Origin of the sequence: Thermoanaerobacterium sp. R66, from assembly GCF_028895185.1 — a bacterium.
Classification (GTDB): domain Bacteria; phylum Bacillota; class Thermoanaerobacteria; order Thermoanaerobacterales; family Thermoanaerobacteraceae; genus Thermoanaerobacterium.
On sequence record NZ_JAEUWW010000001.1, the window covers coordinates 2,071,563 to 2,087,908 of the forward strand.

Below are 16,346 nucleotides of genomic sequence, written 5' to 3' on the forward strand. Positions count from 1 at the left end.
AAGTCGTATCTCACTGTTCAGTTTTGAGGGTTTAGACCCTCAGGAAAGTGAACCTTGAAAACTGCACAATGCAAATATGGGTAACGAAGAAAAACGAGGAAACAATAGGTCAAGTTAGAAAGGGCGTATGGTGGATGCCCAGGCACTTAGAGCCGAAGAAGGACGCAGCAAGCGGCGAAACGCTCCGGGGAGTCGCAAGCAGACGCAGATCCGGAGATCTCCGAATGGGGAAACCCGCTTAAGGTAATACTTAAGCATCCCATGGTGAACACATAGCCATGAGGAAGGGACACCGCGTGAACTGAAACATCTAAGTAGCGCGAGGAAAAGAAAGAAAAAATCGATTTCCTGAGTAGTGGCGAGCGAAAAGGAAAGAGCCCAAACCATCACCGTTGGTGATGGGGTTTAGGACCACAAGAAGGTATGAAAAGCGAAGCCGAACAGACCTGGGAAGGCAGGCCAAAGAAGGTGAAAGCCCTGTAGGCGAAAGCTTTAAATACCGAGTGGGATCCAGAGTACCACAGGATAGGCAACCCGGTGGGAAGACGGGAGGACCATCTCCCAAGGCTAAATACTCCTAAGTGACCGATAGCGCATAGTACCGTGAGGGAAAGGTGAAAAGAACCCCGGGAGGGGAGTGAAAGAGAACCTGAAACCATATGTCCACAAGCAGTGGAAGCGAAAGCGACCACGTACTTTTTGTAGAACGGACCGGCGAGTTATAGATATGCAGCGAGGTTAAGCGAAAGCGGAGCCGAAGCGAAAGCGAGTCTTAAAAGGGCGAGAGTTGCATATCATAGACCCGAAACCGTGCGACCTACCCATGATCAGGGTGAAGCCGGAGTAAGATCTGGTGGAGGCCCGAACCACGTTGACGTTGAAAAGTCATGGGATGAATTGTGGGTAGCGGAGAAATTCCAATCGAGCTCGGAGATAGCTGGTTCTCCCCGAAATAGCTTTAGGGCTAGCCTCAGGGGGAAGGAAATATGGAGGTAGAGCACTGAATGGACTAGGGGCCAAAGAGGTTACCGAACCCTATCAAACTCCGAATGCCATATTGAGACCCTGGGAGTCAGACTACGAGTGATAAGATCCGTGGTCAAAAGGGAAAGAGCCCAGACCGACAGCTAAGGTCCCAAAGAGCATGTTAAGTGGAAAAGGAAGTAGGATTTCCAAGACAACCAGGATGTTGGCTTAGAAGCAGCCATACATTCAAAGAGTGCGTAATAGCTCACTGGTCGAGAAATCCCGCGCCGAAAATAAACGGGGCTAAAACATGCCACCGAAGCTACGGATTCTGAAAAGAATGGTAGGGGAGCGTACTGTACAGGACGAAGGATAAGCGAAAGCGAATCTGGACAGTACAGTAGAGAGAATGCCGGTATAAGTAACGAGAGTAAGGCGAGAAACCTTACCGTCGAAAGCCTAAGGATTCCTGGGGAAGGATAATCCGCCCAGGGTAAGTCGGGACCTAAGCCGAGGCGAAAGCGTAGGCGATGGAGAACCGGTAATAAATCCGGTACCACCGAAATCCGCTAAAAGAGAAGCAAGGACGCAGCGAGATAAGAAAAGCGTGCGGTTGGTAGAGCACGTCCAAGCAGCGACGAAAAGAGCTTTGAGTGAAGTACCAAAGCTCATAAGAGCTGTGATGGGGAGCCGAAAGGCGAAGTTTCGAAGGGGCTGCCAAGAAAAGTTGCTATCGAGGATGAGGTGCCCGTACCACAAACCGACACAGGTAGGCGAGGAGAGAATCCAAAGACGAGCGGGAGAACCCTCATTAAGGAACTCGGCAAAAAGACTCCGTAACTTCGGGAGAAGGAGTGCCGAAAGGCCGCAGAGAAGAGGCCCAAGCGACTGTTTACCAAAAACACAGGTTTCTGCTAAGTCGAAAGACGAAGTATAGGAGCTGACGCCTGCCCGGTGCTGGAAGGTTAAGGGGAAGGGTCAGGAGAAAATCCAAAGCTCTGAACTTAAGCCCCAGTAAACGGCGGCCGTAACTATAACGGTCCTAAGGTAGCGAAATTCCTTGTCGGGTAAGTTCCGACCTGCACGAAAGGCGTAACGACTTGGGCGCTGTCTTGAAGGGGGACCCGGTGAAATTGTAGTACTCGTGAAGATGCGAGTTACCCGCGACAGGACAGAAAGACCCCATGGAGCTTTACTGCAGCTTGTCACTGAATTTTAGTAATATCTGTACAGGATAGGTGGGAGGCGGAGAAATATGGGCGCCAGCCTATATGGAGCCGACGTTGGGATACCACCCTGATATTACCGAAATTCTAACATAGGAGCCGTAAACCGGCATATGGACACTGACAGGCGGGCAGTTTGACTGGGGCGGTCGCCTCCTAAAAAGTAACGGAGGCGTCCAAAGGTTACCTCAGCGCGGAAGGAAATCGCGCGAAAGAGTGCAAAGGCAGAAGGTAGCCTAACTGCGAGAAAGACAATTCGAGCAGGGACGAAAGTCGGGCTTAGTGATCCGGCGGTAGAGAATGGGATTGCCGTCGCTCAACGGATAAAAGCTACCCTGGGGATAACAGGCTGATCTCCCCCAAGAGTCCACATCGACGGGGAGGTTTGGCACCTCGATGTCGGCTCATCGCATCCTGGGGCTGAAGTAGGTCCCAAGGGTTGGGCTGTTCGCCCATTAAAGCGGTACGCGAGCTGGGTTCAGAACGTCGTGAGACAGTTCGGTCCCTATCCGTCGCGGGCGCAGGAAATTTGAGAGGATCTGCCCTTAGTACGAGAGGACCGGGGTGGACAAACCGATGGTGTACCAGTTGCAAAGCCTTTTGCACAGCTGGGTAGCCAAGTTTGGAAGGGATAAACGCTGAAAGCATCTAAGCGTGAAACCCACCTCAAGATAAGATTTCCCATCCGAAAGGAGTAAGACACCTTGAAGAAGACGAGGTAGATAGGCCGGAGGTGTAAGAGTAGAAATACTTTTAGCTGACCGGTACTAATAAGTCGAGGACTTGACCTTTAGCATTGTGCAGTATTCAAAGTTCATTTAAGAAAGCATATATGTGAAGAAAATATTATTGAAGAGAGCGATTAATTGCGTTTTCATAATATACTCGGCGAACGGAGTGAAGTGAGGCGTAAAAAGACGTCACAACGCATAGACGGCTTTAGCCGAACAAACGAAGAGAGCCGAAAGTATATAGAAAACACAATTTGCGAACGGAAATAATATTTTCAAAGAAAAGAATCAGCATATATGCAAAAGACAAATGAACGAAAGATTTCCGGTGGCAATAGCGGAGGTTAAAAACCCGTTCCCATACCGAACACGGAAGTGAAGCCCTCCAGCGCCGATGGTACTGATTTCTCGGGAGAGTAGGTCGCTGCCGGATAATATATTCCTCAGTAGCTCAATGGTGGAGCAACCGGCTGTTAACCGGTAGGTTGTAGGTTCGAGCCCTACCTGAGGAGCCATTTTTGTATTTAAAAAAGAATATTTTGCGGATGTGGCTCAGTGGTAGAGCATCGGCTTCCCAAGCCGAGGACCGCGGGTTCGAATCCCGTCATCCGCTCCAGTGATATCAAGATTCCAGTCAATGGGATCTTTTTTATTTTATCTTATTTGTTGATTTTTTTTATTAAGTATTTTTTAAATATGCCTTTTTAATTTCATGTCTTAAAAGATGCGGGACAAAATATAATGTTATTAGAAATATTTATTTAGGGGGATTTTATTATGGATGTTTACGACGTGTCGTTGATACCTTTGATAATAGGTTTGGTAGAGGTAGTAAAACAAATTGGCTTACCTAAAAAATATTCAGCATTGATTTCGTTGATATTTGGAATAGCTTTAGGAATACTTTACATAGCTCCCGGCGATATTTTAAAAGGAATACTACTGGGAACTGCCATGGGTCTTGGAGCATCTGGCCTTTATAGCACTACAAAAAATACAGTAGAGGCCATAAAAAAATAACCACAAAAGGTGTATGAGTGCTTCATACACTTTTTTTCTATTGATTTTTGTTTTACTTTTGTATAACCTATCTATAAGCGGCTTAATTTATTAAAGGAGATGTTTTTATGTTCAGTGGAAAAGTTGTCGTTGTTACAGGTGGTTCTGGAGGCATTGGTTCATCTATATGTAAAGAAGTAGCAAAATTAGGTGGATGTGTGGCAATTCATTACAATACAGATTACGATAGTGCATGTAGTTTAAAGAATTATATAAAAAGTAACTTAGGATATGCAGAGGTATTTAAAGCAGACATTAGAAATAGAGAAGAAGTAGAAACGATGATGAAAAATGTAGTTGATAGATTTGGTCGCATAGATTATTTGGTCAACAATGCTGGTGTTTCACAAATTAAGCCTTTTATGGATGTATCAGCAGAAGATTGGAGATACATGATGGATGTGAATTTAAATGGCATGTTTAATTGTACGCAAAGCGCTTTAAAGTACATGTTAAAAAGTAAAAAAGGTGCTATTGTGAATGTTTCATCCATGTGGGGAATATACGGCGCATCTTGTGAAGTGCCATATTCTGCTTCAAAAGGTGCTATTATAGCTTTTACAAAAGCATTGGCAAAAGAATTGGGACCATCAAATATAAGAGTTAATTGTGTTGCACCTGGGGTAATCGAAACAGACATGAATAAAGACTTGTCAGATGATACACTTAAATATCTGTCGACAAGAACTTCTCTCGAAAGGCTTGGGATGCCAGATGAAGTCGCTAAGGCAGTGGTTTTTTTGCTATCGGATCAATCTTCATTTATAACAGGTCAAGTATTGACTGTAGATGGAGGTTTTGTATAAAGTCTTTTAACGTTTACAATCCTTTGACCCTCTTGACTTATGGAATTAAAAGGATTATAATTTTAATTGTTAGCAGCCGTTTATATAGAGTGCTAATACTACTGATGTATCTTCACATTTAACTCACATTGTACTTTGATTGCGACACGTTTATAAATTCTAATTGTTAAACAAAAACTAAATATTGACGAAGGGGGAATTCGAATGAAAGCATTATTGCTGGCAGGAGGATTAGGTACAAGGCTAAGACCTCTGACGAATTTTCTTCCTAAACCTATGGTACCAATAATGGGTAGACCATTATTAGAATCTACCATTTTAAGACTTAAGAATCAAGGTGTAGACGAAGTTGTAATAAGCACATGCTATAAATCTAATCATATTGAGAATTATTTTAAAAATGGTGAAAAATTAGGGGTAAAAGTTTCATTCATCAAAGAAGACATACCGCTGGGAACAGGCGGAGCTATAAAAAATGCTGAGGAATTTTTCGATGATACTTTCTTAGTGCTAAATTCAGATATTATATGTGATATCGATATTAGAAGTCTTGTGGAGCATCACAAGTCAAAAAAAGCATTAGCTACTATTGCAATGACTAAAGTAGAGGATCCCTCGCAATACGGCGTGATAGAATATGACGATAATGATTACATTACAGCGTTTAAAGAAAAACCAAAACCATACGAGACTAATTCAAAATGGATAAATGCAGGAATATACGTGTTTGAACCGCAGCTATTAAATGAAATCCCCAAAGATGAAGTGGTATCAATAGAAAGGGATACATATCCAAAACTTTTATCAAAAGGTTATAAAATGGCTGCGTATAGGTATGACGGGTATTGGATAGACATAGGAACAATTGAAAAGTACAAAAAAGTCCACTTTGACATATTAAAAAAGTATTGCAAATACGTTGACATAAATGATCATGATACTAAGCGTAGAAAAATCACAATCGATAATTCTGTAAAAATTGTTGAGCCTGTTTTTATAGGAAGTAACGTCAAAATAGATGCCAAAGCAGAGATAGGTCCGTATGCGATTATAGGCGATAATACGCGTATAGGTCCTAACAGCATCATAAGACACAGTGTTTTATGGGACAATGTCAAAGTCAAAGGAAATGTAAATTTGATAAATGCTGTCGTAGCTTCAAATAGCGTGATAGATGGCATGAGGAAAATTGAAGATGAAGTTTATGCAAATGGTATTAACGATTATGCTGTAAGTTGATGGAGGTGTTATGAATGGTAAAGAATAAAGAAATAAACATTGCGTTTTTGAGTACATTTCCGCCGAGAGAATGCGGCATAGCTACATTTACACAAGATTTGGTAAATGAGCTTAAAGATATTAAAATTATAAATGAACCAAAAGTGATTGCGATAGACGATAAAGAGTATGATTATGGTGATGATGTTATTTATAGACTTAAGCAGCACGACCGAAATAGCTATTTAGAACTTGCGAATAAATTAAATGATTCATTAATTGATTTGTTAGTCATCGAGCATGAATATGGAATTTACGGCGGTGAGTGGGGCGAATATATTTTAGACCTTGTAGACAATTTAAAAGTGCCTTATGTCGTAACTCTTCATACGATATTGTCTAACCCACTTGATAAGCAAAAGCACATTTTAAAAGAATTGTGTACAAAGAGCAAAAGAGTTGTCACTATGGCCAAAAACACAATTCCACTTCTTGTCAATTTATATGGTGTTGATGAAAGAAAAATCGTAGTATTGCCTCACGGAGTTCCAAATCTGCCAACGCTGTCCAGTGAAAGTTTGAGAAAGAAATACAACATTGATGCAGGAAAATTCGTCGTAAGCACATTTGGACTGATAAGTCCTGGAAAAGGGTTAGAATATGGCATAGAAGCCATAGCAAAAGTTAAGGAAAAATATCCTGATATATTGTACCTTATATTGGGTCAGACACATCCTAATATAGTCAAGTCAGATGGGGAAGTTTACAGAGATTTTCTTGTAAGGAAGGTAAATGAGCTAAATCTAAACGACAATGTAAAGTTTGTCAATAAATATCTGACAAAAAGGGAGATCGTAGAATACTTAAAGCTTTCTGATGTATATTTGACGCCATACATTGGCAGAGAACAAGCGGTCAGCGGGACATTGGCATATGCTGCAGGCTTAGGAAAATTAGTTGTGTCAACACCATACAAATACGCTGAAGAAATTTTAAGCGATGGAAGGGGATTGTTGGCGGAATTTAAAAATCCTGATTCTATAGCAAACTGCATAAATTTTGCCATAGAAAATCCCCACGAAAAGCAAATCATGGAGGAGAAGATAAAAGTTTATGGAAAAACGATGATGTGGGACAATGTTGCATTAGAATATGTTGAATTGTTCTTGAGAATATTTGAAGATTTAGAGGATGATGCAAAAGAAGCAGTATAAACAAGGAGGGACGTACTGTGGACGGCAAAAAAATGTTTAACCATTTGTTTATACTGACAGATGATACAGGTATGATGCAGCATTCTATTGGCTCTGTCCCTAATCTTAAATATGGGTATACGACGGATGACAATGGAAGGGCTTTGATAGCCTGTACAATGATGTACGAAAAATACAAAGATGATGTGTATATAGACCTTATCAAAAAATACTTGTCATTTTTGATGTACGCACAAGAAGAAGATGGACATTATAGAAATTTTATGTCATTCGATAGGAAATTTATTGATGAAGATTTTTCAGAAGATTGTTTTGGCAGGTGCATCTGGGCTTTAGGGTATTTAATAAATGCAGATATAGATGAAAGGGTAAAGTTACCTGCGTATAAGATGATTGAGAAATCACTGCCTTTAGTAGACACTCTAAATTACATCAGAGGTAAAGCATACACCTTGATAGGTTTATCCTATGTTTACAATTCTTTTAAGAATTTAGACAAAAATTTCGTTAGAAAAAAGATGGATAAATTGGCGCATGATATAATTGAGAAGTACGAAAAAAACTCAAGCGAAGATTGGCAGTGGTTTGAAGACGTAGTGTCGTACGATAATGGAATCATTCCATTATCGCTTCTAAAGTATTTTTCAATCGCTAAAGATGAAAAAATTCTGAATATCGCTTTAAAGACAGTCGATTTTCTGGATAGTGTTTGCTTTAAAAATGGCTATTTTAAAGCTGTTGGATGCAAAGGATGGTATAGAAAAGGCAAAGGCATTGCAGAATATGATGAACAGCCTGTGGAAGCGTATACGATGGCTCTCATGTATATAGATGCTTATAAATTGACAGGCGACGAAAAATACAAAAAAAGGGCTATAGACTGTGACAAATGGTTTTACGGAAAAAACTCAAAAGGGTTAAGCTTATACGACGAAAATAGTGGAGGCTGCAGTGATGGCATAACGGAAGATGGCGTAAATATCAATGAAGGAGCCGAAAGCCTTATATCGATTATGATATCCCATTGTGCAATCGATCAATTGAAATAACTATTCAATTGACTTAAGCAATTTTATTTCTTCTTCATTTAATTCCCGCCATTCCCCTTCTTTTAAATTTTCATCTAATTTTAATTGACCTATTGAAAGCCTTTTTAAGTAGACGACCTTTGAGTCTATCGCTTCAAACATTCTTTTTATTTGATGATATTTTCCCTCTCTGATTGAGATATTTACTTTTGAGATAGTGCCTGAAGATATTATTTCCAGTTTTGCAGGCATAGTCTTATAACCATCGTCTAATAATATGCCTTCTGAAAACAAAGACACGTCATCTTTGTCGATAAAGCCTAAAACTTCTGCATAGTATTTTTTGAAAACATGCTTTTTTGGCGATAAAAGCTTATGTGACAGTTCTCCGTCATTTGTGATTAAAAGCAATCCTTCTGTGTCTTTGTCAAGTCTTCCTGCTGGAAAGACCTTTCTTGATTTTATATGGTGTGGCAAAAGGTCTACAACGGTTCTTTCTGATGGGTCATAAGTTGCGCAGATGACGCCTTTGGGTTTGTTCATCATTATATATATGTATTCTTTGTATAAGACTTTTTCACTTCTAAATGTGATGACGTCTTTGTCAGGTTGTATTGCAAAACCAGGGTCATTGATTATCACATCATTTATTGAAACAAGGCCTTCTTTTATAAAATTTTTAATCTCTTTCCTTGTGCCATATCCCATATTTGATAAAAGCTTATCTATTCTCATCTTTGACATCTTAGATTCCTCCTAAACAGTATAACTGTGCTCCTTACTAAATTATATCCCAAAAACATAAAATTTGTATCAAAATGTGATATATGTCATATTTTTTACACTTTGATAGTGATACAATGAGGTTGATGTTTCAAGATAATAAATTTTCTGAAGTGTATACAGTATATTGACTACAAAGAACAAAACAGCTATAATAAAACCATAATAAATCATTAGGGGGAATAAAGATGATTAGCGAATGGCGCGGGTTTCAGGAGGGCAAGTGGCAAAAGACTATTGACGTTCAAGATTTCATACAGAAAAATTACACGTTATACGAAGGTGATGACAGCTTTTTAGAGGGACCTACAGAAAAGACTATTAAGCTTTGGAATAAAGTACTCGAGCTAATGAAGGAAGAATTAAAAAAAGGTGTATTAGATATCGATACAAAAACTGTATCGTCTATAACATCCCACGATGCGGGGTATATAGACAAAGATCTTGAGGAAATAGTTGGATTGCAGACAGACAAACCTCTTAAAAGAGCTATAATGCCTTACGGTGGCATAAGGATGGTCAAAAAAGCTTGTGAGGCTTATGGATATAAAATAGACCCAAAAGTAGAAGAAATATTTACGAAGTACAGAAAGACCCACAATGATGGTGTGTTTGATGCATATACTCCGGAAATAAGAGCAGCAAGACATGCCGGTATAATCACAGGTCTTCCAGATGCGTATGGCAGAGGAAGAATTATTGGGGATTACAGGCGAGTCGCACTTTACGGAATAGACAGACTCATAGAAGAAAAGGAAAAAGAAAAACTTGAACTTGATTACGATGAATTTGATGAAGCAACTATTCGATTGAGAGAAGAACTGACAGAACAGATAAAAGCGTTAAACGAAATGAAGGAAATGGCTTTAAAGTATGGCTATGATATATCAAAACCTGCAAAAAATGCAAAAGAAGCTGTGCAGTGGACATACTTTGCCTTCCTTGCTGCTATAAAGGAACAAAACGGTGCGGCTATGTCGCTGGGCAGAGTATCTACTTTTCTTGACATATACATTGAAAGAGATCTTAAAGAAGGTACATTGACAGAGAAACAGGCGCAAGAGTTAATGGATCACTTTGTCATGAAGCTTAGAATGGTTAGGTTCTTAAGGACTCCTGATTACAATGAGCTATTTAGCGGCGATCCTGTTTGGGTCACCGAATCAATTGGCGGTGTAGGCGTAGACGGAAGACCTCTTGTAACTAAAAATTCATTCAGGATTCTAAACACATTGTATAATTTAGGTCCTGCACCTGAGCCAAACTTGACAGTTTTATGGTCTAAAAATCTTCCTGAAAACTTTAAAAGGTTTTGTGCTAAAGTGTCAATAGATACCAGCTCTATTCAATATGAAAATGACGACTTAATGAGGCCAATATACAATGATGACTACAGTATTGCTTGCTGTGTATCAGCCATGAAGACGGGAGAACAGATGCAATTTTTTGGAGCAAGGGCGAATCTTGCGAAGGCGCTACTATATGCCATAAATGGCGGTGTCGATGAAAGGTATAAAACACAAGTGGCACCGAAATTTAATCCTATAACGTCTGAATATTTAGATTACGATGAGGTAATGGCAGCATACGACAATATGCTGGAGTGGCTTGCGAAAGTGTATGTTAAGGCTATGAATATAATACACTACATGCACGACAAATACGCTTATGAAAGATCCCTTATGGCTTTGCATGATAGAGATATCGTAAGGACGATGGCGTTTGGAATCGCAGGTCTTTCTGTTGCGGCAGATTCTTTAAGTGCCATAAAGTATGCTAAAGTAAAAGCCATAAGAGATGAAAATGGCATAGCGGTAGATTACGAAGTGGAAGGTGATTTCCCTAAGTTTGGCAATGACGATGACAGGGTTGACTCAATAGCAGTTGACATTGTGGAAAGATTTATGAATAAGCTTAAGAAGCATAGGACTTACAGAAACTCTATACCAACACTGTCTGTTTTGACAATTACATCAAATGTGGTGTACGGCAAGAAGACAGGTGCAACGCCTGACGGAAGAAAGGCAGGAGAACCTTTTGCGCCAGGTGCAAACCCAATGCATGGCAGAGATACAAAAGGTGCCATAGCATCAATGAATTCAGTATCAAAAATACCTTATGACAGCTCGTTAGATGGTATATCATATACATTTACGATTGTACCAAATGCACTTGGCAAAGATGACGAAGATAAAATTAATAATCTTGTGGGACTATTAGATGGATACGCATTTAATGCAGGACACCATATAAATATCAACGTTTTAAACAGAGACATGCTGCTTGATGCTATGGAGCATCCTGAGAAATATCCACAGCTTACTATTAGGGTTTCAGGGTATGCTGTCAACTTCAATAAATTGACGAGAGAGCAACAGTTGGAGGTCATATCCCGCACGTTCCACGAATCCATGTAATTCAAATTTTATGTAAAGGTGATGTGTCATGGTTATGGGGAAGATACATTCAATAGAGACATGTGGTACTGTAGATGGGCCTGGCATAAGGTATGTAGTCTTTATGCAAGGTTGTCCTTTAAGGTGCGCTTATTGCCATAACCCTGACACATGGAATTATAACGATGGTAAAGAAGTATCGACAGATGAGATATTTAACGATGTAAAAAGATATATACCGTACATGAAATCATCAGGTGGTGGTGTGACGCTGACAGGTGGAGAACCTACATTGCAACCTGAATTTTGCGAAGATCTATTTAAAAAGCTTAAAGCATCTGTCATACACACGGCATTAGACACATCGGGATATGTGAATATAGATAAAGTGAAAGGACTTGTAAAATACACCGATCTTTTTTTGCTTGATATAAAACACATTGATGATGAAGGCCATAAAAAGCTTACAGGAGCTTCGAATAGAAAGACTTTGGAGTTTGCAAAATACCTTTCTGATGAAGGCAAAAAAATGTGGATAAGGCATGTAATAGTGCCTGGAATAACAGATGATATGGAAGAGATAAAGAAATTGGCTGATTTCGTTTCATCGTTGAAAAATGTAGATAGAGTTGAGATACTTCCGTACCACAAAATGGGTGTGTATAAATATGAGGCACTTGGGATACCATATAGTTTGAAGGGAATAAATCCTCCTGACACATCAAAAATAGAAGAGATAAAAGAAGAATTTAGAAAAAGAGATATAAAAGTAGTCTAAAAGCCTCATGATGGGTATCATGGGGCTTTTCCTTTGAACTGGCTTGATAAAAGGTGTAAAATTATCATGTAATGATGTGATTTTTGGGGGTAATCGCATGAATTTAAATGAGGAAATTGCACAATTAAGCTTTAATTTTTGAAGCTAAAAAAGGCAATAGCAAAGCTAAGCATATCAATGCCTGTGGATAACTTATGAAATTTGAAAATTTAACAAAAATAGTTTATAAAATAATTTTTGTCTGTTGCTATACGCTTGTTTAAGCATAGGCAGTTTATTAAGCTACTTTTGGCAATGATTTAGTAACATTAACAGCAATAGTACCTGCGACAAGTGTAATACAGTTTAATAAAGCAAAGGTTTTAGCTTTCTTAATACCCGCTGAGCGCAGATTGTCAGTATTTAAATAGTCCTTTAATCGGCTATTACATCTTTCAATAGAAGTTCTAAGGTTATATATCTCTTGCCATTCATCAGAACTCCTTATTGGAAAGCTAAAATATCTGTTATTTTTCTTGTAATTTATTTTAAGGCAATACCCATAGTTTGAATTGCTGCACCAAGAAGAACCATGAGGACAATCTACCTTTCCTAATACATGTGGACATCTGAACTTTAAATAATCACCGTCTTTGCCCCAATATACAAGTTCATATCCCATAGAACAAATTGGGTGAAGCCTTTCATTTAATCCTTCTGGTGGAGCAAAACTTCCTCTTTTGTTGTAGGCTATGATTGGTTGTGCATGAAATTCGTTCATGATATAATCGTAATTCTCTTTTATATCATAGCCTGAATCCATAATACAGTGTTTTACATTAAAAGTATTGCCGTAAAACTCTTTTAGCTTCTTTAATAAGGGTATTGCTAAAATACTATCATTTACGCTTGCAGGAGTAATTTCTATGGCAAGTGGAAGCTCACTTTTACAGTCGGCTATTATATGTAACTTCCATCCAAACCATTTTATATCATTGCCATCAGTATCTTTTTTCTTTCCCCAGTTAGGAGATTTACCATCATCTTTTATCTTTGATTTAGGTTTTGGTTTTTCAAAAGCGTTCAATTTAGTTGAATCAATAGCTATATTAGTACCATCAATTATATTGAGGTTTTTAGCCTTAAGTATTAATTGCTTAAAGTCTTCTTCCAGTGCATCCGACTTTGATATCAGGTTTAAAAATCTGCTAAATGTTGATGTAGATGGTACATGACCCAATACATTGAAACCACAGTTATATCTAAATACAGGGTCTGATTTTAATCTAGCTACAAGTTTTGCTATATTGGGGATTTTCTCAAGTTGCATAGCAACTAAGGCATAAAGCAAAGGCAGTGGATCATATCCTTTAGGGCCTCTTTTATATTCAGGCCTTGATAGTGAAAGCACGACATTTGAGAAATCAAGTTGTGACAAAACCATTTCAAGTTTTGTTTCTGGTTGAAATTTTATTAATTCGTCGAAGGAAAATAAGCATTCTTGTCGAATATACATAAGTAGGTTCACCTCTTTTGTTAAATTTGGGTTACTACTTATATATTCGACATTTGGGGTGAACTTCCTTTTTTATCTTTTAAAAAGTTAAGAATATCAAGCTATTTAAAATATGAAATTCGCTCAAATAAGATAAATAGAAATACGTACTACATCGATAATCCTACAAATATAGGCGTTTATACCTATAAAAACAAAAATTGTCTATTAGTAGATACCGGTATAAACAATGGGCAAGCAAGAAAGATCGACAATGTATTAGCAGAAGGTGGTTTACATCCCAAATATATTATAAATACTCACAATCACATGGACCACTGCGGCGGTAATATGTACTTTAAGACTCAGTACCCTGGATGCGAAATCTATACATCAAATAAGGAGCGATTATATATAGAAAATCCAGAGTTAAGAGATATGGTACTATTTTCTTCATGCCCAATAAGAGATCTTGATACGACTAATAAAACATTTTCTGTTGATTTTGTCCTTGATTATGGTATCTCAAAAATTGGCGATGAAAAATTTGATATAATATCTTTGGTGGGGCATTCAATAGATCAAATCGGTGTCATTACACCCGATAGAGTATGTTTTTTGGGAGATAGCGTATTTAGTGAGGATACAATAAAAAAATATTCACTTCCATATTTGTTTAATATAGAAAAAAGCGTAGAAACCTTAAAAAAGTTAAAAGAGGTTGATGCAGACTATTTTGTAATAAGTCACATAGATAGAGTGCTTAACAAGGATGAGCTTGATGCACTGATAGAAAAAAATATTTCAAATATAGAAGATAATATTGAAATTATACTGGAATTATTGGAACAACCTCATACAAGGGAAGGATTGCTGCAAAACTTAGTAATATTAAATGATCTGCCATTAAATTTTACCCAGTATTATATTTATTTTTCATCGGTTTCCGCATTTTTGAGCTATTTAAGAGATAAAAAACTTATCGATTATTCAATAGAAAACGGAGAAATATATTTTTATAGAAAGGCTGTTTGAATAGATTTTTGGAATATAATGAAAGGATTATTTGCAGGAAAGACTTTAATGGAAAAGTTGTAATAGTGACTGGAAGTGGGCATGGTGGTATGACAGTAAAAATGATATATGTGTAAAACCCTTTTGCAAAATCTAATGTTGTAGTATTATTATTTTAATGACATTGTATAGCTTTTTTATTTAGTAATGAGGTGTGCTTATGAGAGAAATAAAAGCAGATGATGTAAAAAAGGCTGTAGAGCTTTTGTGCATTAAAGCTAATTACAATTTGCCAGACGATGTGTTAAATACACTGAAGGAGAAAATTCGCGAGGAAGTTAGCGAAACAGGAATAGAAATATTGACTAGTATAATTGAAAATGCTGAGATAGCCAAGGCAAAAGAAATGCCAATATGTCAAGACACAGGCATAGCTGTGATTTTCGTTGAGGTAGGACAAGATGTTCATATTGTGGATGGTACGTTAAAAGATGCTATACAAAACGGTGTTAAAGAGGGGTATCTTAATGGGTATTTAAGGAAATCAATTGTGATGGATCCGTTTGTACGTATCAATACAAATGACAATACACCGCCGATTGTGCATTATGATATTGTAGATGGCGACAAGCTGAAAATCACAGTTGCGCCCAAAGGAGCCGGAAGTGAAAATATGAGTGCACTAAAGATGATGAAGCCTTCTGATGGCATTGAAGGGGTAAAGAAGTTTATAATTGATACGGTTGAAGCGTCAGGTCCCAATGCGTGTCCACCGCTTGTAGTAGGCGTTGGAATAGGTGGCAATTTTGAGTATGCACCATTGTTGGCTAAAAAAGCCCTTTTAAGGCCTATCGATCAAAGAAGCAGTGACAGTGATGTGAGGGCATTAGAAGAAGAACTTTTATTAAAAATAAACGGACTTGGCATAGGACCGCAAGGATTAGGAGGAAGGATAACAGCTTTGGCAGTAAACATCGAAAAATATCCTACCCATATAGCAATGCTACCTGTGGCTGTAAATATATCCTGCCATGTTACGAGACATGCTACAGCTATATTATAAACATATAAAATGTGGAGGAGAAAATGTATAAAAAGATAAATACGCCTTTAATAGAAGAAATTGTAAAAGATCTCCGTGCTGGCGATACTGTATTGATTACAGGCAAAGTTCTTACTGCAAGAGATGCAGCACATAAAAGAATGATAGAATCTTTAAATAATGGGGGAAAATTGCCCGTTGATGTAAAAGATCAAGTGATTTACTACGTAGGACCTTGCCCTGCAAAACCTGGTCAAGTTGTAGGAAGCTGTGGACCTACAACAAGTGGAAGGATGGATGCTTATACGCCAAAGCTTTTAGAGGTTGGTTTAAAAGGCATGATTGGAAAAGGCTATAGAAACAAAGATGTGGTTGAGGCAATGATGAAGTATCATGCTGTTTACTTTACAGCTATAGGAGGCGCTGGTGCTTTATTATCTGAAAGAGTAGTAGATTCAAAGGTTTTGGCTTATGAAGACTTGGGACCGGAGGCCATACATCTTTTTACTGTGGTGGATTTCCCTGCAATAGTCACAATCGATATGTATGGCAATAATCTTTATGAAACAGAAAGAGACAAATACAAAAAAAGGAATTACTGAAAAGGGTGG

12 protein-coding genes, 2 tRNA genes and 2 rRNA genes are annotated in these 16,346 nt (G+C 38.3%); 14 read left to right on the forward strand and 2 right to left on the reverse strand.

Features of this window, described 5'->3' with window-relative positions; all coding sequences use genetic code 11:
• Positions 1 to 107: 107 nt before the first annotated feature.
• From JJQ93_RS10340 to JJQ93_RS10380, 9 genes are all read left to right on the forward strand, one after another.
• Positions 108 to 2,983, forward strand: a 23S ribosomal RNA gene (locus JJQ93_RS10340).
• A gap of 264 nt (positions 2,984 to 3,247) precedes the next feature.
• Positions 3,248 to 3,356 (forward strand): 5S ribosomal RNA (gene rrf, locus JJQ93_RS10345).
• Between the two features lie 7 nt (positions 3,357 to 3,363).
• Positions 3,364 to 3,438: transfer RNA gene (locus JJQ93_RS10350), tRNA-Asn, on the forward strand.
• A gap of 26 nt (positions 3,439 to 3,464) precedes the next feature.
• Positions 3,465 to 3,539, forward strand: a tRNA-Gly gene (locus tag JJQ93_RS10355).
• 161 nt (positions 3,540 to 3,700) lie between these two features.
• On the forward strand, positions 3,701 to 3,943 hold the full coding sequence (locus JJQ93_RS10360) for a hypothetical protein (RefSeq protein WP_013786882.1): 243 nt from the start codon (positions 3,701 to 3,703) through the stop codon (positions 3,941 to 3,943).
• Positions 3,944 to 4,050: 107 nt separating this feature from the next.
• Complete coding sequence (ymfI, locus tag JJQ93_RS10365; protein ID WP_274893706.1) at positions 4,051 to 4,788, forward strand: elongation factor P 5-aminopentanone reductase; 738 nt, start codon at positions 4,051 to 4,053, stop codon at positions 4,786 to 4,788.
• A 204-nt stretch (positions 4,789 to 4,992) separates the two neighbouring features.
• The gene (locus JJQ93_RS10370; protein ID WP_274893707.1) at positions 4,993 to 6,027 is read left to right on the forward strand and encodes a nucleotidyltransferase family protein; all 1,035 of its coding nucleotides are present in this window, start codon (positions 4,993 to 4,995) and stop codon (positions 6,025 to 6,027) included.
• Between the two features lie 14 nt (positions 6,028 to 6,041).
• Complete coding sequence (locus tag JJQ93_RS10375; RefSeq protein ID WP_274893708.1) at positions 6,042 to 7,220, forward strand: glycosyltransferase family 4 protein; 1,179 nt, start codon at positions 6,042 to 6,044, stop codon at positions 7,218 to 7,220.
• Positions 7,221 to 7,237: 17 nt separating this feature from the next.
• Complete coding sequence (locus tag JJQ93_RS10380; protein WP_274893709.1) at positions 7,238 to 8,269, forward strand: glycoside hydrolase family 88 protein; 1,032 nt, start codon at positions 7,238 to 7,240, stop codon at positions 8,267 to 8,269.
• Here the strand turns inward: JJQ93_RS10380 and JJQ93_RS10385 are convergent, their stop codons facing one another.
• Positions 8,270 to 8,992, reverse strand: a complete 723-nt coding sequence (locus JJQ93_RS10385) for a pseudouridine synthase (RefSeq protein WP_274893710.1) — start codon at positions 8,990 to 8,992, stop codon at positions 8,270 to 8,272.
• Positions 8,993 to 9,219: 227 nt separating this feature from the next.
• On the opposite strand from JJQ93_RS10385, the gene pflB reads away from it, so the two are divergent.
• A complete protein-coding gene (gene pflB, locus JJQ93_RS10390) occupies positions 9,220 to 11,448 on the forward strand; it encodes a formate C-acetyltransferase (RefSeq protein WP_274893712.1) in 2,229 nt (742 codons plus the stop codon).
• A 34-nt stretch (positions 11,449 to 11,482) separates the two neighbouring features.
• Positions 11,483 to 12,205, forward strand: coding sequence for a pyruvate formate-lyase-activating protein (gene pflA, locus JJQ93_RS10395; protein WP_284700605.1), 723 nt, complete (start codon positions 11,483 to 11,485; stop codon positions 12,203 to 12,205).
• A gap of 277 nt (positions 12,206 to 12,482) precedes the next feature.
• Here the strand turns inward: pflA and JJQ93_RS10400 are convergent, their stop codons facing one another.
• Positions 12,483 to 13,700 carry a transposase gene (locus JJQ93_RS10400; protein ID WP_274892998.1) on the reverse strand — a complete coding sequence of 406 codons (1,218 nt, stop codon included), beginning with the start codon at positions 13,698 to 13,700 and terminating at the stop codon, positions 12,483 to 12,485.
• A 171-nt stretch (positions 13,701 to 13,871) separates the two neighbouring features.
• On the opposite strand from JJQ93_RS10400, the gene JJQ93_RS10405 reads away from it, so the two are divergent.
• The 3 genes from JJQ93_RS10405 (at position 13,872) to JJQ93_RS10415 (ending at position 16,337) form a co-directional block, all read left to right on the forward strand.
• Positions 13,872 to 14,714, forward strand: coding sequence for an MBL fold metallo-hydrolase (locus JJQ93_RS10405; RefSeq protein ID WP_274894091.1), 843 nt, complete (start codon positions 13,872 to 13,874; stop codon positions 14,712 to 14,714).
• 199 nt (positions 14,715 to 14,913) lie between these two features.
• Entirely contained in the window at positions 14,914 to 15,756 is an 843-nt protein-coding gene (locus JJQ93_RS10410; protein ID WP_085113736.1) for a fumarate hydratase, read from the forward strand.
• A 23-nt stretch (positions 15,757 to 15,779) separates the two neighbouring features.
• A complete protein-coding gene (locus tag JJQ93_RS10415; protein WP_085113735.1) occupies positions 15,780 to 16,337 on the forward strand; it encodes a Fe-S-containing hydro-lyase in 558 nt (185 codons plus the stop codon).
• Positions 16,338 to 16,346 lie beyond the last annotated feature (9 nt).

Bases quoted from the DNA above. Each gene is read 5' to 3' on its own strand.
- JJQ93_RS10360 (WP_013786882.1), top strand. From the start codon at position 3,701: ATGGATGTTTACGACGTGTCGTTGATACCTTTGATAATAGGTTTGGTA.
- ymfI (WP_274893706.1), top strand. From the start codon at position 4,051: ATGTTCAGTGGAAAAGTTGTCGTTGTTACAGGTGGTTCTGGAGGCATT.
- JJQ93_RS10370 (WP_274893707.1), top strand. From the start codon at position 4,993: ATGAAAGCATTATTGCTGGCAGGAGGATTAGGTACAAGGCTAAGACCT.
- JJQ93_RS10375 (WP_274893708.1), top strand. From the start codon at position 6,042: ATGGTAAAGAATAAAGAAATAAACATTGCGTTTTTGAGTACATTTCCG.
- JJQ93_RS10385 (WP_274893710.1), bottom strand. From the start codon at position 8,992: ATGTCAAAGATGAGAATAGATAAGCTTTTATCAAATATGGGATATGGC.
- pflB (WP_274893712.1), top strand. From the start codon at position 9,220: ATGATTAGCGAATGGCGCGGGTTTCAGGAGGGCAAGTGGCAAAAGACT.
- pflA (WP_284700605.1), top strand. From the start codon at position 11,483: ATGGGGAAGATACATTCAATAGAGACATGTGGTACTGTAGATGGGCCT.
- JJQ93_RS10400 (WP_274892998.1), bottom strand. From the start codon at position 13,700: ATGTATATTCGACAAGAATGCTTATTTTCCTTCGACGAATTAATAAAA.
- JJQ93_RS10410 (WP_085113736.1), top strand. From the start codon at position 14,914: ATGAGAGAAATAAAAGCAGATGATGTAAAAAAGGCTGTAGAGCTTTTG.
- JJQ93_RS10415 (WP_085113735.1), top strand. From the start codon at position 15,780: ATGTATAAAAAGATAAATACGCCTTTAATAGAAGAAATTGTAAAAGAT.